At 64.1% G+C, this 20785-nt stretch carries 22 protein-coding genes and 1 pseudogene; 4 read left to right on the top strand and 19 right to left on the bottom strand.

The features are described 5' to 3' along the window. Positions 1–118: 118 nt before the first annotated feature. From EJI01_RS25530 to EJI01_RS25465, 13 genes and pseudogenes are all read right to left on the bottom strand, one after another. Positions 119–856, bottom strand: coding sequence for a response regulator (locus EJI01_RS25530; protein WP_126839925.1), 738 nt, complete (start codon positions 854–856; stop codon positions 119–121). 744 nt (positions 857–1600) lie between these two features. After that, a complete protein-coding gene (locus EJI01_RS25525; RefSeq protein ID WP_126839924.1) occupies positions 1601–1825 on the bottom strand; it encodes a hypothetical protein in 225 nt (74 codons plus the stop codon). Positions 1826–1924: 99 nt separating this feature from the next. Continuing rightward, positions 1925–3298: a cytochrome b gene (locus EJI01_RS25520; protein ID WP_126839923.1), complete on the bottom strand. Its 1374-nt coding sequence runs from the start codon at positions 3296–3298 to the stop codon at positions 1925–1927. A gap of 50 nt (positions 3299–3348) precedes the next feature. Continuing rightward, positions 3349–3828, bottom strand: coding sequence for a carboxymuconolactone decarboxylase family protein (locus EJI01_RS25515; protein ID WP_126839922.1), 480 nt, complete (start codon positions 3826–3828; stop codon positions 3349–3351). Between the two features lie 433 nt (positions 3829–4261). Then, a complete protein-coding gene (locus tag EJI01_RS25505) occupies positions 4262–4741 on the bottom strand; it encodes a carboxymuconolactone decarboxylase family protein (RefSeq protein ID WP_126839921.1) in 480 nt (159 codons plus the stop codon). A gap of 171 nt (positions 4742–4912) precedes the next feature. Beyond that, positions 4913–5506, bottom strand: a complete 594-nt coding sequence (locus tag EJI01_RS25500) for a peroxiredoxin-like family protein (RefSeq protein WP_126839920.1) — start codon at positions 5504–5506, stop codon at positions 4913–4915. A 3-nt stretch (positions 5507–5509) separates the two neighbouring features. Continuing rightward, complete coding sequence (locus tag EJI01_RS25495; protein WP_126839919.1) at positions 5510–5788, bottom strand: UBP-type zinc finger domain-containing protein; 279 nt, start codon at positions 5786–5788, stop codon at positions 5510–5512. 172 nt (positions 5789–5960) lie between these two features. Beyond that, a complete protein-coding gene (locus EJI01_RS29625; protein WP_126839918.1) occupies positions 5961–6584 on the bottom strand; it encodes a hypothetical protein in 624 nt (207 codons plus the stop codon). Between the two features lie 64 nt (positions 6585–6648). Next, complete coding sequence (locus EJI01_RS25485) at positions 6649–7068, bottom strand: cupin domain-containing protein (protein WP_126839917.1); 420 nt, start codon at positions 7066–7068, stop codon at positions 6649–6651. A gap of 123 nt (positions 7069–7191) precedes the next feature. Further along, a pseudogene (locus EJI01_RS25480) lies at positions 7192–7512 on the bottom strand (OsmC family protein); the annotation flags it as partial. Positions 7513–7685: 173 nt separating this feature from the next. Beyond that, positions 7686–7913, bottom strand: a complete 228-nt coding sequence (locus EJI01_RS25475) for a hypothetical protein (RefSeq protein WP_126839915.1) — start codon at positions 7911–7913, stop codon at positions 7686–7688. Between the two features lie 402 nt (positions 7914–8315). Beyond that, positions 8316–8816, bottom strand: coding sequence for an Ohr family peroxiredoxin (locus tag EJI01_RS25470; protein ID WP_126839914.1), 501 nt, complete (start codon positions 8814–8816; stop codon positions 8316–8318). Continuing rightward, a complete protein-coding gene (locus tag EJI01_RS25465; RefSeq protein WP_126839913.1) occupies positions 8817–9572 on the bottom strand; it encodes an SDR family oxidoreductase in 756 nt (251 codons plus the stop codon). 696 nt (positions 9573–10268) lie between these two features. Here EJI01_RS25465 and EJI01_RS25460 point away from each other — a divergent pair. Continuing rightward, positions 10269–11180, top strand: coding sequence for an MBL fold metallo-hydrolase (locus EJI01_RS25460; protein ID WP_126839912.1), 912 nt, complete (start codon positions 10269–10271; stop codon positions 11178–11180). Between the two features lie 253 nt (positions 11181–11433). On the opposite strand, the gene EJI01_RS25455 is transcribed toward EJI01_RS25460, so the two are convergent. Then, a complete protein-coding gene (locus EJI01_RS25455) occupies positions 11434–12030 on the bottom strand; it encodes a GNAT family N-acetyltransferase (RefSeq protein WP_126839911.1) in 597 nt (198 codons plus the stop codon). A 360-nt stretch (positions 12031–12390) separates the two neighbouring features. Here EJI01_RS25455 and EJI01_RS25445 point away from each other — a divergent pair, with 360 nt between their 5' ends. Continuing rightward, a complete protein-coding gene (locus EJI01_RS25445; protein ID WP_126839910.1) occupies positions 12391–12708 on the top strand; it encodes a hypothetical protein in 318 nt (105 codons plus the stop codon). Positions 12709–13007: 299 nt separating this feature from the next. Then, positions 13008–13319 (top strand): polyhydroxyalkanoic acid system family protein, encoded by a 312-nt coding sequence (locus EJI01_RS25440; protein WP_126839909.1) that lies wholly within the window; start codon positions 13008–13010, stop codon positions 13317–13319. 122 nt (positions 13320–13441) lie between these two features. Here the strand turns inward: EJI01_RS25440 and EJI01_RS25435 are convergent, their stop codons facing one another. Next, positions 13442–13912 (bottom strand): hemerythrin domain-containing protein, encoded by a 471-nt coding sequence (locus tag EJI01_RS25435; protein WP_126839908.1) that lies wholly within the window; start codon positions 13910–13912, stop codon positions 13442–13444. 93 nt (positions 13913–14005) lie between these two features. Beyond that, on the bottom strand, positions 14006–14590 hold the full coding sequence (locus EJI01_RS25430) for a YSC84-related protein (protein ID WP_126839907.1): 585 nt from the start codon (positions 14588–14590) through the stop codon (positions 14006–14008). 1401 nt (positions 14591–15991) lie between these two features. Here EJI01_RS25430 and EJI01_RS28905 point away from each other — a divergent pair. Then, positions 15992–18379 (top strand): hypothetical protein, encoded by a 2388-nt coding sequence (locus tag EJI01_RS28905; protein WP_185879056.1) that lies wholly within the window; start codon positions 15992–15994, stop codon positions 18377–18379. 74 nt (positions 18380–18453) lie between these two features. Here EJI01_RS28905 and EJI01_RS25415 read toward each other — a convergent pair whose 3' ends face one another. The 3 genes from EJI01_RS25415 to EJI01_RS29120 form a co-directional block, all read right to left on the bottom strand. Continuing rightward, the gene (locus EJI01_RS25415) at positions 18454–18813 is read right to left on the bottom strand and encodes a hypothetical protein (RefSeq protein ID WP_126839905.1); all 360 of its coding nucleotides are present in this window, start codon (positions 18811–18813) and stop codon (positions 18454–18456) included. Between the two features lie 185 nt (positions 18814–18998). Then, complete coding sequence (locus EJI01_RS25410) at positions 18999–19712, bottom strand: Crp/Fnr family transcriptional regulator (protein ID WP_126839904.1); 714 nt, start codon at positions 19710–19712, stop codon at positions 18999–19001. A gap of 621 nt (positions 19713–20333) precedes the next feature. Continuing rightward, positions 20334–20785: hypothetical protein (locus EJI01_RS29120; RefSeq protein ID WP_221885713.1), on the bottom strand; the 452-nt coding region annotated here is incomplete at its 5' end.

The following is a 20785-nucleotide window of genomic DNA, read 5'->3' as shown; positions in this document are numbered from 1 at the left end:
GCACCTGCAGATCGGGGAGAGCACAGTGTCTGACCCGGATGTAGCCGCACGATGTCAGTATTGCGATGGCGCTTTTCAGTTGAAATATGACTGCGCTGGAAGCGGTGCGATGCAGCCGCTAGCGCAAGATCTCGACCTGCGCAACGAAGGTGTAGCCGGCGCCGCGATCGGTGCGGATCAGGGGAGGCCGGCCCTCCGACTCCAGCTTGCGGCGCAGCCGGCCGATCTTCACGTCGATGGACCGGTCATAGACCTCGTCGTCATGCAGGCGGGAGAGCTCGAGCAGCTGGGCGCGCGTCAGCACGCGCTGCGGCGCACCTAAAAAGGCCGTGAGAAGGTTGTACTCGCCGTTGGACAGGCTGACGACTTCGCCTTGCGGCGTGGACAGCCTGCGCAAGCCGACATTGAGCTCCCACCCGGCGAAGCGGAAGGCGCGAACACCGGATGCAGGCCTGGTCACGCTCGCGTGCATCCTCGAGCGACGCAGCAGCGCGCGAACGCGCGCCAGCAGCTCGCGCGGCGAGAAGGGCTTCGTCAAGTAGTCGTCGGCGCCGAGCTCGAGCGCCATCACACGGTCGGCTTCGTCGCGCCTCCCGGTGATGACGATGATGGCCAGGTCGGACTGCTCGCGAAGCCGGCGGGCGATCTGGATGCCGTCCTCGTCCGGTAGGCGGACATCGAGGACCAGCAGGTCAATCGCGCTGCGGGTCAGGACTTGCGTCATCTCCGCGCCGGAGGCGACCGCACTGACCTTGTAGTCGTAGTCGCCGAGAAAGTCGATCAGCAGCTGGCGTATGGTCGGGTCATCGTCGACCACGAGCACATGTGGCGCCGCGCCGGGTGGGGGCAGGTCCATATCTTTCCTTTCACGTCATGCGCTTGCCTCGAGCCGGATCTCCAATGGGCTCGCTACCCCGGACCAGGTCCGCAACGGACCAACGGATCGGCATTCTATTTGCAGGCAACCGGCCCGGTCACGAAACGCTCGGCCGAGGCGAACGGAAGCCGAAGCGCGCGGCGACGCCTTCTCTCGTCGATGCGCCGGCGCCTTGGAGAGCAGCGCGTCTCATTGCCGAGTGCCGCCGCGCGTTGCCAGGATGTCATTCCGGCTGGGCGTCCAGCGCGAAGCGCAAACGCCTGCCAGCCGCTCAGCAGGGTCACGGAGCCGGCGCGCAAGGCGACGGCCAACGCGGTGGCGAGGGCGATGATGGTCGACGGGATGGCCGGATCGCCTGGCGCGGCGCGCCCAACCGGTGGGCGACCAGCAGCACCAGCGCCGAGGCCATCAATCCGCGCGGGAAGATGAGCTGCGCCGAGGGCATGGACTCGCTGACATGCATTGACAATGCGTCTTTGAGCACGAAGCAGCCCGTGGCACCGATCATCGTGGCAATCGTGCGACCGTTGGTGTGGGAGGGAGGCCTTGAGAACCGGGACGGCAAGGTCATGGTGGGTGGCAACCTTCGGATGCATGCGCGAGAGCCGCGCCTGCGCCGATCCTGCCACCTGCGCATCGATTGCACGTCTGCGTCAAGTCCGAGCGACGCTGTTCGCCGCCGCTGCCGAGCGTGACCGCCGGTTCGCGCAAGCGACCCGCCGACTATTGAGTCATCGAAGCGTGCGCGGGCGTGATCTCGGCCGGCGCATAGTCGCGGCCGACCATGGCACGCGCAAAGAAGTAGTTGTTGCGAGCCCGCTCGCCGAGGTCGTCGATCGCGACCAGGCCGGCGGCGTTGCAGCGGAAGGCGTAGCCGCGGCCTTCATGGAAGAGCGAACGGAATCGCAGCAGAAACGCGGGTGCCGAGTGGATCGATAAGGTGGTCATGGCAGGCTCCTGTCTCATCACATGCAGGCAATTTACGCGCTGGTGCGGCGTAGAAAAAGCCAATTGCATACAACGCAGTGTTGCTCTCATCGCACCCGATCAATGGGAATACGAAACGCGCTCGGGCACTGCCTTGCCGCGCCCGAGCCTGCTCCACCACGGCATCGTCAGGAAGAAACCGAAGTACACGATCGTTCCCACCTGCGAAGCGTAGTTGCCGAGCGCCGAAGGAGGCTTCGAGCCGAAGTAGCCCAGCACGAGGAAGGACGCGACGAAGACGCCGTACACGTACCGGTGCCAGGCAGGCCGGTAGCGCAACGACTTTGCGGTGGCGCGATCGAGCCATGGAAGGAAGAACAGGATCAACACCGAGCCGGCCATCACGACAACGCCCCAGAACTTGGCGTCCAGTGTCCGCAGCAGAACGACCGCGACGATGGCGGCGGCCAGGAGCAACGCCTTGGCGAGCGTGCCCATGCGTGCCTTGATCAGTGCAACCGCGGTGGACGCACCAACGATCAGGGACAGGACGTCCACCATCGTGTCCGTCGTCGCACGCAGCATCGAGTAGAACGGCGTGAAGTACCAGACCGGGGCGATGTGCGGTGGGGTCTTGAGCGGATCGGCCGGAACGAAGTTGGCATGCTCGAGGAAATAGCCGCCGGCCTCGGGAGCGAAGAACACCACGGCGCAGAAGCACAGGAGGAAGATGGAAGTGCCCCAGAGCCCGTGCGTCGTGTGGTACGGATGCGAGGGAATCCCATCCAGGGGATGGCCGTCGGCGCCGAGATGCGCCTTGATCTCGATGCCGTCGGGGTTGTTCGATCCGACCTCGTGCAGCGCCATCAGGTGCGCGGTGATCAGGCCGATCAGCACCAGCGGCACCGCGATCACGTGGAAACTGAAGAAGCGGTTGAGCGTGGCATCGCTCACCACGTAGTCGCCGCGGATCAGGAGCGCCATGTCCGGCCCGATGAAGGGGATGGCGGCGAACAGATTGACGATCACCTGCGCGCCCCAGTAGCTCATCTGGCCCCATGGCAGCAGGTAGCCCATGAAGGCCTCTGCCATCAAGGTGAGAAAGATGCAACAGCCGAAGATCCAGACCAGCTCCCGCGGCCTGCGGTAGCTGCCGTACATGAGGCTGCGGAACATGTGCAGGTAGACCACGACGAAGAACGCGCTCGCGCCAGTCGAATGCATGTAGCGCATGAGCCAGCCCCAGGGCACGTCCCGCATGATGTATTCGACCGAGGCGAAGGCCAGCGCCGCATCCGGCTTGTAGTGCATGACCAGGAAGATGCCTGTCACGATCTGGATGACCAGCGTCAGCAGGGCGAACGCGCCGAAGAGATACCAGAAGTTCAGGTTCTTGGGTGCGTAGTAGCGCCCCCATTGCTCGTTCCAGAGCCGCGTGAGCGGAAACCGCTGGTCGACCCAGTGCAGCAGCGCGCGGGGCAAGGTGCGCTTCATGCGTGCCTCGACTACTCTTGCTTGCCGCGAGCCGATGGGTCCGAGACGGCTCAGGCGAGCTTCGCCTTGTCCAGGCCGAAGGCCTTGTCGGCCGACCCGGGCGCGGTCTGGAACGCGACGTTCATGCGGTTCCATGCATTGATGGCCATCACGCCGAAGGTCAGGTCCGTGAGCTCCTTCTCCGACAGCTGCGTGCGCACGCGGTCGTAGGTGTCGTCGGGCACGCCGTGGTCGGGCAGCCTCGTGAGGACCTCGGTCCATGCGAGCGCGGCGCGCTCGCGCGGGCTGAACAGCGTCGATTCGCGCCAGGCGGCGACGTGGTGCAGGCGCAGTTCGCGCTCGCCGCGGATCCTGGCTTGCTTGACGTGCATGTCGACGCAGAAGGCGCAGCCGTTGAGCTGCGACGCGCGCAGCGAGATCAGCTCCTGGATCGCCGGCTCGATCACGCCGGCGTGCACGACCTGGCTGAACTCGACGAGCTTCTTGAAGAGCTCCGGCGACTGTTGCATGTAGTTGAGACGTTGCTTCATGTGTGATTCCTGGAGGGTCACGCAGACCCGGTCCTCAGTGCGGCTGAGGTCCGTTCGCGAGGATCGCGATGCCGCACGGATCGTAGGTATCGGGCCGCGAGTGCGGAAGGCATGCGAAAGGCGCCGCGGTGTTGCGCTTCGTGCACCAATTCGGCCGCGCGTTGCATGGCAGATGGTTCCTCGAGCGGGCGTCTCGCTGGTGCAAGTGGATCACCAAGGCGATGCCCCGCGCCGCCTACCCGCGCCTGCGCAGCGTCACTAGCATCGGCGGCGCTGCGTCGCTCGAATCGATCCCGACCGGAGCTCGCACGCATCGAGAAGGCGCTGGTGTTCGTTGCCGCGTTCGCGCCGGAGGCCGGCGAGACGGCAGTCGAACTGAAGGCACGCTTTCCGGGAAGCACGCTCGGCCCGGCGCACGACGGTTGGGGTTGCGTCAGGCCAGGCCGGCCTTGTCCAGGCCGAAGGTCTTGTCCGCGGAACCCGGGACCGTCTTGAAGGCAATGTTGATACGGCTCCAGGCGTTGGTCGACGTCACCAGGAAGGTCAGGTCGGAGATCTCCTTCTCCGACAGCTGCGTGCGAACGCGCTCGTAGATTTCGTCGGGCACGCCCCGTTCCGGCAGCTTGGTCAGTACCTCGGTCCAGGCCAGCGCGGCGCGCTCGCGCGGGATGAACAGGGGCGACTCGCGCCAGGCCGCAAGGTGATGGAGGCGCAGCTCGCGCTCTCCCTTGATCCTCGCCTGCTTGACATGCATGTCGAGGCAGAAGCCGCAGCCGTTGAGCTGGGACGTCCTGATTGCCACGAGGTTGCGGATCGGCTCCTCGATGGCACCTTCCTTGATGGCGTTGAGGAACTCGACGTACTTCTTGAAGAGCTCGGGCGATTGCTGGAGGTAGTTGATGCGTTGGGCCATCGATTCTTCATGGAAGGGGCAAGGTGCTTGAACTCATTGCGGCTGAGTACCCGTGTTGCGAACATTGCGAAACGGGAGAGATCGTAGGTTTGGCCCTTCGGTCGCGCCAGGCCGGTGAGGGGACTCAGGCTGTTGCGTGATGCTCACCAACGGCCCGCCGTCGCGGGCTCGCTAGCGCGTGGCCTGTTCAAGGACCTCGATGACGGCCCAGGGTTCGATCCGCTCTCGATAGTCCGTCTCGACATGGGCGAAACGGATTCTTCCGGACGGATCCACGACATAGGTCGCCGGTATCGGCAACACCCATTGCCCGTTGCCGTTCAGCACTGGAATGTCGGTGCCTGACGATGCGTAGAGATCGATCAGCTCCGGCGGCAGGGTGTAGGCGATGCCGAAGCCGTTCGCGGCATTCAGGCTCGAATCGCTGAGCAGCGCATAGGGGAGTGCATTCGTCTCCATGGTGTCCTGCGAATGCTCCGGTGTCTGGGGAGATATCGCCACCAGCGCAGCGCCCAGCCGTTTCAGCTCGCTGGCGTGTTGCTGCCATGCGTGCAACTGGAGATTGCAATAGCTGCACCAGCCGCCGCGATAGAAGATCACGACGAGGGGTCCGCTGCGCCACAGCGCGGACAGCTTGACTGGCGCGCCCGCTGTGTCGGTGAGGTTGACGTCCGGGGCCATGTCGCCCTCGCGTTTGGCGCGCCCGCAGACACCCGTGGCTCGGAGAATGTCAGCGGCGTCGCTGAGGGTTGCGATCGTTGTCATGGCTCAGATCTGCCGCAGGTCGATGTAGCACCAGCGCCAGCTTTCGCCCGGTTCGGCCGATTGCGCGAGCGCGTGGCCCGTCTCGCGAAAGTGCTGCCTGGCGTGCTTGCCTTGCGAGGAATCGCAGCAGCCGACATGGCCGCAGCTCAGGCACATCCGCAGATGAACCCAACGGCCTCCGAGCCGGAGGCACTCTTCACATCCCGCCGCGCGGGGGCTCACCGGTCGAAGCTGGTCGAGGTGCGTGCAAGGCGCTGTCGCGCCAGAGGGTGGAGGGACCATGAGTGTCTTTCGCGGTCTTCAGAAGACCAAGGGTTGGGGAAAGCGCCGATGCCGCCACGGCGAGCCGGATCTCCGCATCCGCCACATCGCTGCCGGCGACAGCGCACGCCGAGCCGAGCGCCAAGGCGATGACACCGAGAAAGGCCCATGCATGCATGGCGCGACAAGGTGGCTATGCAGCGAGGCGAATGGCGCCATCGCCGACGTAGCGCATGAAGTTCGGCAAGGGCATCGCCGCCTCGCCGCGGTAGTTCTCGTCGACCCAGCTGAGCACGGTGTCCATGCGGCTGATGTCGACCTCGACGATGTCCCTGCGGAGCTCGAGCGCAGGACCGTCTCCCTCTTGGTACTCGACCGTTCCAACGATTTCGGCCGTCAGCGTGGCGGAACCGTCCGCATCGAGACTCGCTTCGAATCGCCTCAGGGCTTCGCTCGCAGCAGGCGGGTTGTCGCGTTGCGGCGTCAGGCCCTCTTCCATTGCCAGCGCGGCATGAACGCCTTCGTCGTCGTGCAGCCGGCGGACAAAGCGCGAGAGGTTGGCGAATCCCTGGAGCCCGACCTTGGTGCCGATCGCCCAGCGCAGCATCACGAACAGGTACGCGTCGGCGACCGAGCGCTCGCCGGTGAGCCACTCGCGTCCTTTCAGCGGCACGCTGCCCGCAGGATTGAGCGCGAGAAAGTCTTCGCCCTTGACGCTGCGGCGGTCCATCCGAACGGCCTCGTACGCTGCCCCCGACCATTCGAGAACGATGTGACCGGCCAGCGAGCTGGCGCCTGGCATGTAGAAGAGGTTCATTGCAGGACTGCTCCGACGATCTGACACCCGTCGTCTTCGTTGCGACGGGTGGAAAGCAAAACGGTCACTTCACAGGCAGGAAGAAGTCGGTGCCCTTGTTCTTCACCAGCACGACGAGGAACTTTGCGGGCCTGGTCTTGCTCGCGTTGCGTCCGACCGTGTGGACATCGTCCGGGCCTTCGTAGAAGGTCTCGCCGGCCTTCAGTGTCACTTCCTTGCCGCCCTTGACGCCCATCACGATCGAGCCCTCGAGCACGTAGACGAAGGCATGCGCATCGTGGCGATGAATGGGGTCCGCCCCGCCCGGCGGATAGTCCACGGTGATCGCCAGGACTTCCTTGCCCGGAATGTCCGAGAGCGCCTTGGTCATCAGCTGCTTGACGACAATGTCGTGCGCCGCGGGCGGCGCGCTTGTCTGTTGCGCGGGCGCTCCCAACGGAACGATCAGCAATGCCGTGGCGATGTGTCTTGCGATTCTTCTCATGGGTTCACCTCTTTCGTGTCCGAAGGTTCACCACAGTGCGGCTGTGGAGTCCGTTTGCAACCGATTTGCCATGGGATTCATCGTAGGATTCGCCGCCCTGCCGCGGAAGGCATGCGCACCGGATCACGATGTTGCCTCCGAGGCACCAATGCGTTCATCGGGCTCGAGCGTCACGCCGTCGAAACCGGTGCCTCGCGCGAGCGTGCGATGCACCGGGCATTGTTCTGCCACCTCCGCGAGCTGCGCGCGTTGCGCGTCGTCGAGCGCGCCATCGACAGCGATGCTGCGGGTGAACACATCGGCCGGGGACCGGCTCTTGTCCTTGCGGTGGTCCACCGCCGTGCGGATGCGCGTGACGGCCCAGCCCTTGCTGTCGGCGTGATGGCACAAGGTCATCGTCGTGCAGGCCGCGAGCGCGCACGAAAGCAGGTTGTAGGGCGTGGGCCCGGAGCCGAGCCCAGCGTCAGATCGCCGTGCTCCAGCAAGGGCACGGTGCCGCCGGCGTGAGGTCGGCGAGCGAGCATGCGCCGGGCATGTAGTAGAGCTTCATGGGGATGATTTCTTGGATCGATGAGATGCGGCCGGCTCGTTCCGGCACGCACAACCGTTGACGCCTGCTAGAGCTCGAAAGGGGCGCCGGCCGACTCGACCGGGGTGATCGGCGTCATGTCGAAGGGCTCCTGGGGTGGGGGCATGGTGAGCCCCGGCGCGCCGAAGGGGTCTGGGAGCGCCAGTGCAGGCTGCTCGGGTGCGGGTGGAACAGCCGCTTCGATCGGCTGCACCGCGTAGAGCGCCGCCAAGGCCACCAAGGTCGCGGTCAGTGCTGTCAGGAGATGCTTGGTCATGATGTGCTACCTCTCTCTGTTGATGTGCGCAACACGTCATTGCGCACGACCAAATGCTAGGTTCGCGTCTTCTGATCCGGTAGGCCTGCGAAGGGGATCACGGCGTTGTCGTCCGATCACCAATTGCTTGGCCCGGCGCTCAGGCGGCCCGCGCGAAATCGCTCAGGCAGTGCAGATCGGGCGCGCGGATCTGCGGTCATGAAGTCGAGGAAGACCCGGATGCATTCCGGCAGGGGCGCCACCGCTGATCCGGGCGTCAATAGGCTCTCGTGTTGCAGGGATTGGCTAGGCAATGGCGTCGAAGCAGTTGCCGAGCGTGTCCGCGGTATCCGGCTTCTCTGAAAAGGAAGGCCGATGCGAGCATCCGCAGCGATCGCGACCGCGACCGCAGCGATGCGCGGATCAGGCTTCGAGCGCCACCGTGCTCGTCATTCCCTGCCGCGCGAGCTTGGTGTAGGGACACGCGCGCTCGGCGTTGCGTACGAGCTCTTCCGCGACACGCTTCTCCACGCCGGGCATGCGCGCCCGGACATCGGTCGTCAGCATGAACAGGCCATCGACGGGATCGCGGCCGAAGGAGACGGTGACCCTCACCTCCACGTCGTGGACGGCGATCTGCAGCCGGCTGGCCAGGAGGCAGAGCGCCCCATGAAAGCAAGCGGCGTAGCCGGCTGCGAACAGCTGTTCGGGGTTCGTGCCTCCGCCGGGGCCGCCCAGTTCCGGCGGAAGCCGCAGCGATAGCGCCAGATTGCCGTCGTCGGAGCGCACCTCGCCGGACGCGCGTCCGTGCTGCGTTTCACCCCCGCTGACGCGCACCGCGGTGGTGTAGAGCGGCAGGAAGTCCGGCCCGTGGAACTTGTTCAGCAGTTCGACCGGCGGTGGTTGCAGCGGAGTCGAGGGCATTCAGCGCGCAGCCTTGGGCAGGGCGAACCAGGCGTCGAAGCCGAGCTTGCCGGTGCGGTGGTTGTCGCCGGGAACGAGCGTGTCGTCCTTGAGCTCGGCGCCGAAGTAGCGCGCGTGCTCGTCCGCAATGACGGTGCGCGGATCGTTCATCTTCGCAAGATACCGCGCCACCAGCTCCGACAGGCGCACGCGCTCCGGTCCTGCGATCTCGACCACGCCGTTCTGGGGCTTGCCCAGCGTGAAGTCGGCCATCGCTGCGGCCACGTCGTCCGATGCGATCGGCTGCACGAAGGCCGGCGACAGGCGCACGGTGTCTCCATCGGCTCCCGACTGCGCGATACCACCGAGGAATTCGAAGAACTGCGTCGAGTGGACGATGGTGTAGGGCACCTTCGCCTCCCGGATGAGCTTTTCCTGCGCGATCTTGCCGCGGAAATAGCCGCTCTCGGCGAGGCGGTCGGTGCCCACGACGGAGAGCGCGATGTGGTGCTTGACGCCGGCTTTCTCTTCGGCGGCCAGCAGGTTGCGCCCGGAGGTCTGGAAGAACTCGAGCACGGCCTTGTCTTCGAAGGAGGGGGAGTTCGCGACGTCGACCACGACCTGGGTAGCCGCGAGCACCTCCGCCAGGCCCTCGCCGGTGATGGTGTTGACGCCAGAGGCGGGCGATGCGGCGACGACTTCGTGGCCGAGCGCACGCAGGTTGTTGACGAGCTTGCTTCCGATGAGGCCGCTGCCTCCGATGACGACGATCTTCATGGATGGGTCTTTCCTGGGCCCCGCGGGGCGTTGGGTTGGGGGATAAGCGCCGGAGCAGATCGTAGGTTCGGGCGTGCGCCGCCGGTAGGCCCGCCGCGGGCGGCATGGTGTTTCATGGTGAGCACCAATCGCCATTGAGCAGCCCGCCCTCTCCACCGACCGGCTGTGGTTCTGTGGTTCCCCGCTTCGTCGGCAGCACGTCGAGCGTCCCCGCAGTGAGGCTGCGCACAGGGCAGGACAACGAGACGGTGCACGGCGCCGCAGGCGGCGGGCCGGAGGAACTGGAGCGCCTGCGCTCGCGACGCGTGATCTAGTCCTGTCGCAGAAGCACGTTTCGTGATCCGCTCGATCTTCTAAGGGATTGAATCGGCGCTGGCAGTCCAGTGGCCGGGCTTGGCGTCGGCGTTGTAGCGCTGGACGAACTGCTCGATCTTTGCCGTGCTGGCGGGCGTGCTTGCGCCTTGTCTCTGCGCCCTTCGGGCTCAGTCCTCCTTCATGGTGCTGATTGGTGCCTATCAGGCACCACCGTGCGCCCGCTTGCAGGCCTACCGCTCGCGCCCTTCCTACCTACGATGGAAGACATACGGCCTTGTGCCGTGATCGTGCCCGACAACCCTGGGTGTTGAACGGCGACTTGCTGCCAGTCGTCCGACTGGTTTGGCCCGGGCAATCGGGCCGTCTATTGGAGATTTCATTATGTTTTCTGTAGAGGACACCTTGCGCCCCGCTAGCCAGAGGCCTGACGAGCTGGTTCCGTCCCGTTACGCGCTGCGCGTCGGCGAGATTGACGTGCTGGTGGTCAGCGATGGGGTGCTGCCGCTGCCAGCGGCGACGTTGGCCACCAATGCCGAACCGGCCGACCTGGCGGCCTGGCTGGACGACAGACTCCTGCCGCCGGACGTGTACACGTGGCCGCTGAACGTGGTCGTGGTGCGTAGCGGCGGCCAGACCGTACTGATCGACGCCGGGATAGGAGACGCGTACCCGGACATGCGGGCCGGGCAGTTGGCCGTGCGACTGGAGGCCGCGGGCATCGATCCCGCGTCCGTGACCGACGTGGTGCTTACCCACATGCACATGGACCACGTCGGCGGGCTGCTCGCCGACGGGCTCAAGGGCCGGCTGCGTCCGGACGTGCCGATCCATATGGCGGCCGCCGAGCTCGAGTTCTGGGCGTCACCGGATTTCTCCCGCAACACTTTTGGCGGTGTGTCGGACGTGCTTCGGGCGACCGCCAGGCGGTTCATGGACGAGTACCGCAGTCAGCTGCGGCTGTTCGACGCGGAGTACGAGGTGGCGCCGGGGGTGGTCGTCCATCGCACCGGCGGCCACACCCCCGGACACAGCGTGGTCCGCCTCGCGTCCGGCGGCGATAGGCTGACGTTCCTCGGCGACGCCGTGTTCCCAGACCATTTCGACCGCCCCGACTGGTACAACGCCTTCGACCACGACCCCGAGGAGGCGGTCCGCGTCCGGGTCCGTCTCTTGCGGGAGCTGGCGGCGACCCGCGAGCCGCTGGTGGCTGCTCACCTGTCGTTCCCGTCCTTCGGTCGGGTGGCGGTCGCCGGCGACGTCTTTCGTTGGGAACCGGTCAACTGGGAGTACTGACCGCTGGTGATCGTCTCGCACGCCCATGCCCGCTTCAGGTGAAAGGCCGAAGTGGACGCGCGCCGTGAAGGCGAAGCTTTAGGCTTCTTGGTGTCGCTGCTTCCGCGCACTTCCGAGCGGGCGCCTTTTCGAGGTTGCCCGAGTTGGTCATACCAGTTGCCCGTGGCCGTAACCGCAGAGGAGGACCTGGAAAGCTGCAGTTCCTCAGGGACGCAGGCCACAAGAAGCCGCCCAGTTCCGCGCGGGTCAGGTGTCATGGTCGGCGGGGCTTCCGGAGCATGGGCGTGACGAGCGGTGCCGAACCCACCTGGATCTCGCCTATCACCTCGAAACCATGGCGCTGGTAGAACGGGATGTTCTGCGGCTTCGAAGCCTCGAGATATGCCAGTGATCGTTCCTGGTCGCAACGGGCGAGAGCGTGACGCATCAACGCCGCCCCGATGCCTTTTCCCTGTGCGTTCGGCTCGACGCCGATCTGGGGCAAGTACCAATGAGCTTCTCTAGGATGCGACTGTTCCATCTTCTCGAAGGTGGCCAGCAGATCGTCCATGTGTTCAGGCTTTGCTGTGTCACGGAACACCTTTTCGAGAGCCTGGCCGTCCGGCTCCACGCCGGGAGGCAGCCAGAGTGCGGCACCGCAGAAATCCACGGACACGTAGGCCGTGCCGTGCTGGAAACTGCTGCCTGCGAACTCGCCGGAGGCCACGGGCATGGCCAAGAGATAGTCGTGCGGCGAAGGCCACGCAAATCGCGCAGGCGGGTCTGTGAGGAATGCAGCCACGATCGCTGCGACGGCGCGCGGAATCTCATCGGACGTGGCACTGCGGATCTCAATCGACGGCTGGATCATTTCGTCCTCCTCATGTGAAAACGGTAGGCTTCACTCTTGCCGGAAAACTTGGGTTGTCGCGCATATAGTAGGCCCCGCGCTGGATTGCCGCAGGGATAGGCTGCCAACGCAGCCCTTGCTCCAACTCCCACACCACGTTCAGATCGCCGATGCGATCGCCGGCCTGGGCACCGCCGGGTGGATACGCAACCAACTTCTCCAGTCCGGAGCCTCCAGCGCCTCCTGGATGTTGGCAACCGTGGTCCGAAGGGCGCCTAGAGCAAAGGCAGAATACGGCCGTCATTGGGCGACGGGGCTCAATGCGCCTCATAGCCGCCTCAGCGGCGCGCCGCGAGCGAGCAACTAGAAGGTGGAGCAAGCTTGAACAAATCTCTTACTCGCATCCATCTCGGCATGGTCGTTTTCTATTCTCTCCTCGTCGCGCTGGCCTGCGTCATACATCTAGAGGGCGACAAGGCGAGCGACATGGGCGTCCTGATACTTGCTGCGTTCTTTGGCACGCCGCTGCTGTTGCACTACCTGGCGATGCGCGGAGTTCGAGCGGGCAAGCGGTGGGGCCGGAATCTCTCTCGAGTGCTGGGAGCTTTGATGCTCTTCGCAGTGCCCATTGGGACGATACTCGGCGCGTTCATTCTGATGCGAACTGGAAAGGTTGATTGGCAACAGTCCGCTCCCTGACAAACTAGAGGAGAGAGAACCGAACGCGCGCTGCGCTTTGACGGCGCGGTGATGGGCAGCCTTGGCGTTTGAGCTACGCTTCTGCGAGCGAGAACGGCGATGGGCTGGCTGGCACGGTGCAGGGTGGGGCACGTCACCCTGGAAAGGGGCAAATGGCCGCCTTCGCGGCGGCTCCAGGCGGCCCGTCCGAGCGGCATGCCAGACTGCAGACTGCCTTAAGCAACGGCGGCACCTGTGAGGCTCCCCAGGCCTCTTGCATGCCCCTTGCCCAGCGCGCCGATTCGCGGCACCCTAATGGCATGGCAACGCCCATCACCATTAGCGTTCCACATCAGCTCGGCCGCGCTGAGGCGCGCCGCCGCATCGAGGCCGGTTTCGCGAAGATCGTCAACCTGTTGCCCGGCAGCGGCGGGGTCCGCAGCGAGTGCTGGGACGGGGACCGGCTCACTTTCAGCGTTGCGGCAATGGGTCAGACTGTCTCCGGTGTCATCCAGGTGCTCGACGCCGCGGTAACGATGGAGATTGAGTTGCCCGGTGTCCTCCGCGTGATCGCCGGCGGCCTCAAGCAAAGGCTGCAGAAAGTGGGGCAACTGCTGCTGACAAAGAAATAGCGCAGGTTCTGCAGTGGCGGCTGCGAAGCAGAAGGCCGGCGCAAGCGGATGCTGATCCGCAAGTCCAACTGCAGATAGCTGCCCTTCCCGGTGCGCCCGGTCGATCAGGTGCGCGGCGATATCTATCCCTTCCCGCGTGCGCCCTCCGCGAGAACCTTGCGCATCCGGACCAGATCCCGACGGTATTTGGTCGCCAGAGTGTTCTTCTGTGCGTCAGAGAGGATCTTTCCTGAGACCTGGAAGAACTTCCGCTCCTCTTCTCTGAGGTGATGGTGTACTTCACTGGAGAGCTTCTTGGCGTGCTCGACCCAGTTTTCGGCATGCTCTTTCGCCTTTCCCAGGTCCTCGACGCACTCATCGATGTCGTGATGCTCGGCCAACGCATGCCGCGACGAATCCAGGCCTCTGTCGTCCATCAAGATGGGCGCGTAGAGATACCGCTCTTCCGCAGCAGCGTGGGCCGCTAGCTCGATGCGCAGGGCGCGGAAGACCTCGACCGCGCGTGAAGTGCCCGGCTTGATGCGCGTCAGTTGCCGGCAAAGCTTCCGCTGAAGCTCGTGACTTTCACGCAAGGCTTCGTAGATGTTTTCCATGCGATGACGATGACTAGGGCGGCCGGTCGAAGCTGAACGGGACTCCGGGGTGAGGCCGGGAATGACCTTGGCGCCTCGGCGCCATCTCAACCCTTAGAGCTGAACTTCGGTGATCTTCGCGCCCTGAACCGAGACGCCTGCCTCCAGGCCCACATTGGTGAGCACGAAGGCGATCACCGGTTGACGAATCGTGTTGGTATCGATCCTTCCGTTGGCCCCGATGGTCGCAGCGGCTACCGTGGCGTCCGCCCCCACCGTCCAGCCCTTGCTGTTGCGGAACTTGTCCAGCGCTTCCTGGGTGGTGAACAGATAGATCACTGCCTTCGACTGCGCGCCGGCCTGGAAGCCGATCGAGCCCGCAGTCGTGCTGTAGTAGGCCTGGGTGCGGCCGCCGGCGCGCAGCGCGCCGCGGCCGTACTCGGCGCCGATTCCCAGGCTCGCGCCAACCACCGACGGGAACACCAGCACGCCGCTGGACTTGGCAACCAGCTCGCGAGAATCCGGTACGGCGTCGTAGAGCTTGGACAGGGAGGCGTCGACCTGGGCGTCGATAGACGCGCGCGAGGACGTGCTGCTTCCACGGTCTGCGGGACGCGTGGTGGTGCAGCCGACGAAGGCGATGCTGCAGGCGGCAAGGGCCGCTGCCGTGCAATAGGTTCGGAGGTTTGTGGATTTCATGGGAGCGTTCTCTTTTGACAAGTAGAAGGCGAAGCATCTGTGCGAATCGCCGCACATCGCAAATGCATACTAAGTCGGCGCCAGTGGGGTCGAGCCACTACGAGAAGGCGACCTACGCGAGGTCGAGCCGGTAAGGAACTGCGTGGCGAGAAGGTCCACGCGGTGTGTCGAGACGGAGCCACCCACTGACGATGGGCGTTGTGAGCGCGCTGTGCGCCGAAGCATTGCCAAACTGCTCCGGGCCGGCCTGTCCACCGAGTCGTCAAGCGGGACTCGGGCCACCGGCGAAATGAACGAGATCATCCAGCCCATGCGGGCGATGAAGTTCGACGTGATGATGAACTGCGGCTTCTCGCGCTTCACATACGGCGCGATCTCCGGCGGCGCATCGGCCGGGTAGGGAGAGGTCGTAGATGTCGCCCACGTGGCGGGTGCGATAGGCCGTCCATCGCTTTCCTGGTCTTCCAGGACTCAAGTCTACGAATGGACCCTCGGCTGTGCCGAGTCCATTGCTCGACTCGGCCAAACATGTCGTCGTCGCGCGCCGAGAACTCAATGATGCGTTGGCCAGCCCCTGGGCGGTTCACCTTCGATTGATCCTCTTCTTACACGACTCTAATTCTTTCACCTTAATCCGAATTAAGTATTCGTTGATCGCGTGGAAGAGGCAATGACTTTTTAACTAATTTATTAAAATCGAATGGCCTCATAAAGTCGCTATTCAATAGCGCGCAGTCAAAAAATAAGTGCCTGCCTTTTCCGCCTTTGATCTAGCGCAAAGGAGATTGGTAATTCGGCAATCATCATCCCTTCTATTGAAACAATAAAAGGAAACACTATGAAGGCTTCTGCCGCAGCGGTCCGCAGCGACGACGCGCAACGCATACAGCCTACCTAAGTACTCAATAGAACCGATGACAAATCGGTTGCAGTTCTGACGATCGAATCACAGTGGCACGCGAAGAGGAATGGCGATACGACCGTTCTCTTGAAGAACGATAAGGCTGTCGCCGCGGTCCAGTTGGGTTCGATGTCTGGCGCCCCCAGGCCCCACACCACATACAGGGTCGAGCACGGACAACGTGCCGCATCCCGCTAACCCGCGCGGCGAGCAGTCCTTCCCGTCCAGCAATTTCTTTTACCGATTTCTTTGCGCCCTTTGGAGGCGCAGGGGACTTCTTTTTTCTAAATCACAGGTTGACCAGGAGATCCAGGGTGAAAAAGATCGAAAAACATGCGCATCTGCTTATTGTTGCAGCAGGCGCACTCGCGGGCTGCGGAGGGGGCGGAAGCGGCTCCGGCGGCGGCTTCGCTTACCCTCAAGGCACGGATGCGCCGACGGAATCGACGGCTGCATCGGTGGCGCCATCGGCAGGCGAGCCCGCCGCAGACAAGGAGGCAGTGCACAGCAAGCTCGACGCAAGTTGGGTCACGGTCGCCAACGAAGGCCAGGCGTTTAACCTGGCCTCGTCGACGGTGGTGCAATACGGCGCGAATTCGGCCTGGGCGAGCAAGACGCTCGCCGGCACCGTGGTCTGCAATAACGCCACCTTCGGCCGCGACCCGGTGGAGTACGTGGCAAAGGCGTGCTATGTGCAAATCCCGCCCCCTCCTCCCCCTCCCACCGCCCCTGCCGCTGGAACCCTGCTCGCCAATGAAGGTGCCTCATTCGCGGTGCCCGCCCCCACATCGGTGAAGTACGGCGCCGACTCGCGCTGGATCACCAAGTCGGTCACGGGAACCGCAGCGTGCACGAACGCGACATTTGGTGGCGATCCCGCGTTCATGACGGCGAAGTCATGCGTGTCGGCCGGTCCTGCGCCTGGGCCTGCTCCTGCGCCGGCGCCTGCGCCTGCGCCGGCACCTGCCCCTGCCCCTGCTCCGGCCCCGGCTCCCGCACCTGCTCCCGCGCCTTCCCCCATCGCCGGCGACGTGGTGGACAGCTCCGGCACCATCGTTGCGAGTGCCTACGTCAACGTCGCCTATAAGCTCGGCCAGTCCGAGGGCGTGGCCTACCGGTTCGGCCCGGCCGCGACGAAGACCGGCGTCAACACGCTTTCTCTTCGGGCGGACGTGGGCGCGATCAATCACAGCCCGGGCAACGATCTCTACTACCAGCTCGGTACGGAAAACAACTCCGCGGCCAACCTGTACGTGAGCATCCATGGCGCAGCCATCGGCACGCCCGCCAGCGGGAGCTCGTTGTCGAACTCGCTCGCGTGGTTCCAGTCGCAGGCCACCGACCGGGTGACCTTCATGCAGCGCCCGCAGATGCTGTGGCAAGACCGGCGACTACTGCCCACCTCGGTCGATACCTATTACGCCGCAGGCGTGCTGTCGCCGAACGACCCGGCAGACCTGCCCATCGTCGAAGACCGCGGCGAGAACGCAGCGGACAGCCCCTCGACGCGCCTGTCGCTGATCGCCACACAAGGCAGCCCGACGAAGCCGGCAACGATCTTCACCGTCGGCACGTTCACCGCGCAGAACCGCGCCAGCGTCAAGCTCGCCCTCGGCAAGGTGCCCACCGCCATCTCCGTCACCGGCGGCGGCGAGTTCGCCTTCGTCACCGTGTGGGACACCATCGGCCACAAGGGCCAGGTCGCGGTCGTCTCGCTCGGCGGCACCTGCCAGAACTGCACGCTCAACGGTCCCAAGTACGACTGGTGGCACGACTGGATGGACATGGTGCACCCCGGCTTCTTCAACCAGGGCAACTACATCTTCATGAAGGTGCTCGGCTACGTCGATCTGCCCGCCAACATGAAGGCCCCGACGTCCATCAAGGTGACCACCGGCATGCACCCGTATGCGGCCGTCGTGTACACCGGCAACGGTGGCTTGTCGGGCATGGCCAAGGAAGCCTCGCCGATGGCCAGCAACCGGGCGAAGCTGCTGCCGGGCGGCGAGTACTACGAGAAGTACGCCAAGGGCGGCATCGCCGTGGTGGCCTCGAAGTCGGAGAAGACCGTGGCCTTCATCGACCTCGGCCCGCTCTTCAAGTACACGAACGAGATGTACCTGGGCAGCGCTGCGAGCAACCTGGAAACGCAGAACGTCGGGCTCGCCGCCAACCAGTGGCCGTACCTGCTGGCGGATCGTCCGCAGGCCATGCCGACGGTCATCAAGACGCTCACGCTGGCCGACAAGCCCACGAGCATCCTGACGACCTCGACCTACAGCTACTGGAGCAAGGACGACCGCGAGCGCATCGCGCCGGACAGCCCGTACTGGAAGACCGTGCCGCGCCATCCGCGCGCATGGGTCGCCACCGAGAACGGCAAAGTGCATCTGTACTCGCTGGGCCAGTACGTGCAGGGCCCGAAGCCGGCGGCCGGCACGCCCGCGGAGATCGCGGAAGTCGGCGTGGTGACGGGGCTGGGCAGCAACATCACGCACCTCGCCGCGGCCAAGGACTACCCGAACCAGGACGACACCATCAACACGATGCTGATCTTCACCGATCGCGCCAATCGCAAGTGGGGTTGGCTCAAGTTTGGCGCCGACGGCAACAGCGGCACCATCCTGCGCACCATGGAGGACTCGCGCGTCGACCCGGTCATGGTGACGATGTCCGACAACTACTCAACGAAGGGCAACATCGTCAGCGTGGCGAACTACAGCGGCCAGAGCATCGACAACTACCGCTTCGGTGACCTGATCTATCCGGACACCAACTTCTGTTCCGGGCCCGGTGTCTGCCCCACGCTGGCATCCCATGGCGAGTACGCCGGCAAGCTGGCCCTGCCGTTCAAGCCGTTCGCGGTGCACTCTTCGAACGTGCCGTGACGCGCTGAGTTCATCGCCCACCCCGGGCCCCAGCTTCGGCTGGGGCTCTTTTATGAAGCGGCGGTGGGCCCCGCTTACAACGCAGCCGCTGAAGCAGCCCCATTGGCATCTTCTTTCGTGGCCAGGCAGGCCGTAGCTCGGTCGGCAGTGACACACAAGAGTTCAGGGAAGTATTCAGCCATCGCCGCGTCGCTGCGGCGCAGGCCAAGGGATACAACGGACAAGCCTGAGATTCGCGCCATGCGAGCAGCTTGCGGTAGCTCAGCCTGGCTGTCGATGTCTCCCCTCAACGTGTCATCGAGAACCGGTGTCTCACCTTCCGAGAGCCGTTTCGCAGCCATCCAAACCACCGCATCCAAGAGCATTGGAATCATCCTGCGTCCGCAAAGGTACGAAGCCACGAGATCCTTGGCCGACTGGTCGAGCGCTGTCATTGCTTTGCTCCTCGCCCTCCGGCGGAAAGACCTCACCGTAGTTCCGACCCGAGGACTGGTCTGTGCGGCATCGTACGCAGCAGGGCAGGAATTCCTTCTCATCGCCATGCTCGGCGGCACCGGGCCTACGGGACGACAGCCCACTGGCTTACGCCGCGTACATCACAGAGCTAGCCGCGCAACTTTCAATCAGCTTTTGTGCGAGGCAGTAGTCGGTCGTACTCCTTCTTGACTACCAGATAGCATTCGCATGTGCACTCTTCCAGTCCCGCGCGATTCAGCACGGTGATGTGCCCGTGTTCGTAGCGGATGATGCCTGCCCCCTCCAGCTTGAGCGCATCTTCGGTGTAGCCGTCCAGCGGCACCCCGAGCATGTTGGCGATGAGCTCTTGCGTCATCACAAGCTCATTGACCCGAAGCCTGTCGAGGCTCAGGAGGAGCCAGCGGCAGAGCTGCTGGTGCAACGAATGGTGCCTGTTGCAGGCAGCCGTTTGCACCATCTGGGCAATCAGCGCCTGGGTGTATCGCAGCAGCAGGTGGAGAACCGGTGGGCTTTCGAATTCCAGCTTCAAGGCTTGCGCTGGCAGACGATACCCCCTGCCAGCGTTCTGCACCACCGCACGGCTGGAGGTCGACCCACCTCCCATGAACAACGCGATGCCGACAAGACCTTCGAAGCCCACGACTGCGATTTCCGCTGAAGCGCCGTTTTTCATGACGTAGAGCAACGAGACGATCGCCGTCGTCGGAAAGTACACGTAGTTCATCGTGGCGCCCGGTTCGTACAGTACCTCGCCGAGCTTCATGTCCACCTGCTCCAACTGGGGGTGCCAGCGCTCCCACTCCTCGTCGGGGAGTGCAGCGAGCAAATAGTTCTGCCTTGCAGCGTCGGACTGCATACCAGAAGTATTTGCTGATGCAGTTCGACTGGCGGTAGTGCGCATAGTGAGCAATTCTGCATAGGCCAAGTACATCGTCTGTACGCTACCGAACCCAGCGGTGGGCGAGAAGCGTTGGAAATCCGCCTCTCTTGAGGTCAGTGTGGGGAAACGCACCGACCCATCTCCACTTCGCGTGCACCCTGCCTGTTCAGTCCAGGGCCAGGAGCAACGCAATCTCAGCGAACGCTCAGATTCGAGCCACTTTCAGGACCAGCGATGCCAATGCAACTACTAAAGCGTCTTTGCGGCGCTCAGCTTCCCATGGCCTTCGATGGCGATGAGGACATTGCGAAATGCAGTGTGCTTCGTGCTGCGAAGCTGATCGAGGCGGACCTTCCGCCCGTTCTGTACGAGCTGAGGAGAGCGATGCATTCGGGGCCGGCGACGGTACTGCGCGTGACAGCAAGTGGTGAGTCGGCCACAGGAAGGCGGACTCGGCCTCCGGTGATCCGGTCAGATTGCATCCAGCTCGAACAGTCGGCCTCACAGTTGGGAGGCGGACCGGCCATGGCGTCCTCAAGGGGTGTGGCCAGGCCCGTCTCGGGCGTCCCTCACCGCCCATTTCAATGATTCAGCGGACTAGAAGTCCGCAAGCTTGGTGGTGCGGTAACCAGTGAGCCGGCCGCCTTGATCCTCCTCCGAAGGGCGTGCCTTGCCCGTCGAAAACAAGAAGGTTGCCACCACGAGCGCGACGAATGCAACCAGCAGCCAAAGGCCGAACATGTATACAAGCAAAAGCGGACCGAGGGCAACCAGTAGAAGCAATAGCGCTCTGAACATGCATTCAGTTTGCGCCCAGCGGGTCCATGCGCCGCGTGATGGAATCGACGAAATCACTGCAAAAGAGGACGGTCGCGTTCGCCGTTCGCATTGCGGCATGATGCCCCGCGCTGCGTTCGGAGGTCGCGGCCGACCGTCAGTTCTTGGCCGCATTCTGCGCTGGATCGATGAGGCACAGGCCGTTCTGCGACGCTTAGGGAAGGTCTGCAGAACGCGAATCGCGACTGCTATTGATCGAACATAAAGCGCAA

Origin of the sequence: Variovorax sp. MHTC-1 (assembly GCF_003984645.1) — a bacterium.
In the GTDB taxonomy this organism is placed as follows: domain Bacteria; phylum Pseudomonadota; class Gammaproteobacteria; order Burkholderiales; family Burkholderiaceae_C; genus Variovorax.
The sequence above is the reverse complement of the archived record's forward strand: the minus strand, read 5'-3'. Positions and strand labels throughout refer to the sequence as shown.

What these genes read in the sequence shown, in the direction of transcription:
- EJI01_RS25530 (WP_126839925.1), bottom strand. Translation starts at nt 856, where the DNA reads ATGGACCTGCCCCCACCCGGCGCGGCGCCACATGTGCTCGTGGTCGAC.
- EJI01_RS25525 (WP_126839924.1), bottom strand. Translation starts at nt 1,825, where the DNA reads ATGACCACCTTATCGATCCACTCGGCACCCGCGTTTCTGCTGCGATTC.
- EJI01_RS25520 (WP_126839923.1), bottom strand. Translation starts at nt 3,298, where the DNA reads ATGAAGCGCACCTTGCCCCGCGCGCTGCTGCACTGGGTCGACCAGCGG.
- EJI01_RS25515 (WP_126839922.1), bottom strand. Translation starts at nt 3,828, where the DNA reads ATGAAGCAACGTCTCAACTACATGCAACAGTCGCCGGAGCTCTTCAAG.
- EJI01_RS25505 (WP_126839921.1), bottom strand. Translation starts at nt 4,741, where the DNA reads ATGGCCCAACGCATCAACTACCTCCAGCAATCGCCCGAGCTCTTCAAG.
- EJI01_RS25500 (WP_126839920.1), bottom strand. Translation starts at nt 5,506, where the DNA reads ATGACAACGATCGCAACCCTCAGCGACGCCGCTGACATTCTCCGAGCC.
- EJI01_RS25495 (WP_126839919.1), bottom strand. Translation starts at nt 5,788, where the DNA reads ATGGTCCCTCCACCCTCTGGCGCGACAGCGCCTTGCACGCACCTCGAC.
- EJI01_RS29625 (WP_126839918.1), bottom strand. Translation starts at nt 6,584, where the DNA reads ATGAACCTCTTCTACATGCCAGGCGCCAGCTCGCTGGCCGGTCACATC.
- EJI01_RS25485 (WP_126839917.1), bottom strand. Translation starts at nt 7,068, where the DNA reads ATGAGAAGAATCGCAAGACACATCGCCACGGCATTGCTGATCGTTCCG.
- EJI01_RS25475 (WP_126839915.1), bottom strand. Translation starts at nt 7,913, where the DNA reads ATGACCAAGCATCTCCTGACAGCACTGACCGCGACCTTGGTGGCCTTG.
- EJI01_RS25470 (WP_126839914.1), bottom strand. Translation starts at nt 8,816, where the DNA reads ATGCCCTCGACTCCGCTGCAACCACCGCCGGTCGAACTGCTGAACAAG.
- EJI01_RS25465 (WP_126839913.1), bottom strand. Translation starts at nt 9,572, where the DNA reads ATGAAGATCGTCGTCATCGGAGGCAGCGGCCTCATCGGAAGCAAGCTC.
- EJI01_RS25460 (WP_126839912.1), top strand. Translation starts at nt 10,269, where the DNA reads ATGTTTTCTGTAGAGGACACCTTGCGCCCCGCTAGCCAGAGGCCTGAC.
- EJI01_RS25455 (WP_126839911.1), bottom strand. Translation starts at nt 12,030, where the DNA reads ATGATCCAGCCGTCGATTGAGATCCGCAGTGCCACGTCCGATGAGATT.
- EJI01_RS25440 (WP_126839909.1), top strand. Translation starts at nt 13,008, where the DNA reads ATGGCAACGCCCATCACCATTAGCGTTCCACATCAGCTCGGCCGCGCT.
- EJI01_RS25435 (WP_126839908.1), bottom strand. Translation starts at nt 13,912, where the DNA reads ATGGAAAACATCTACGAAGCCTTGCGTGAAAGTCACGAGCTTCAGCGG.
- EJI01_RS25430 (WP_126839907.1), bottom strand. Translation starts at nt 14,590, where the DNA reads ATGAAATCCACAAACCTCCGAACCTATTGCACGGCAGCGGCCCTTGCC.
- EJI01_RS25415 (WP_126839905.1), bottom strand. Translation starts at nt 18,813, where the DNA reads ATGACAGCGCTCGACCAGTCGGCCAAGGATCTCGTGGCTTCGTACCTT.
- EJI01_RS25410 (WP_126839904.1), bottom strand. Translation starts at nt 19,712, where the DNA reads ATGCAGTCCGACGCTGCAAGGCAGAACTATTTGCTCGCTGCACTCCCC.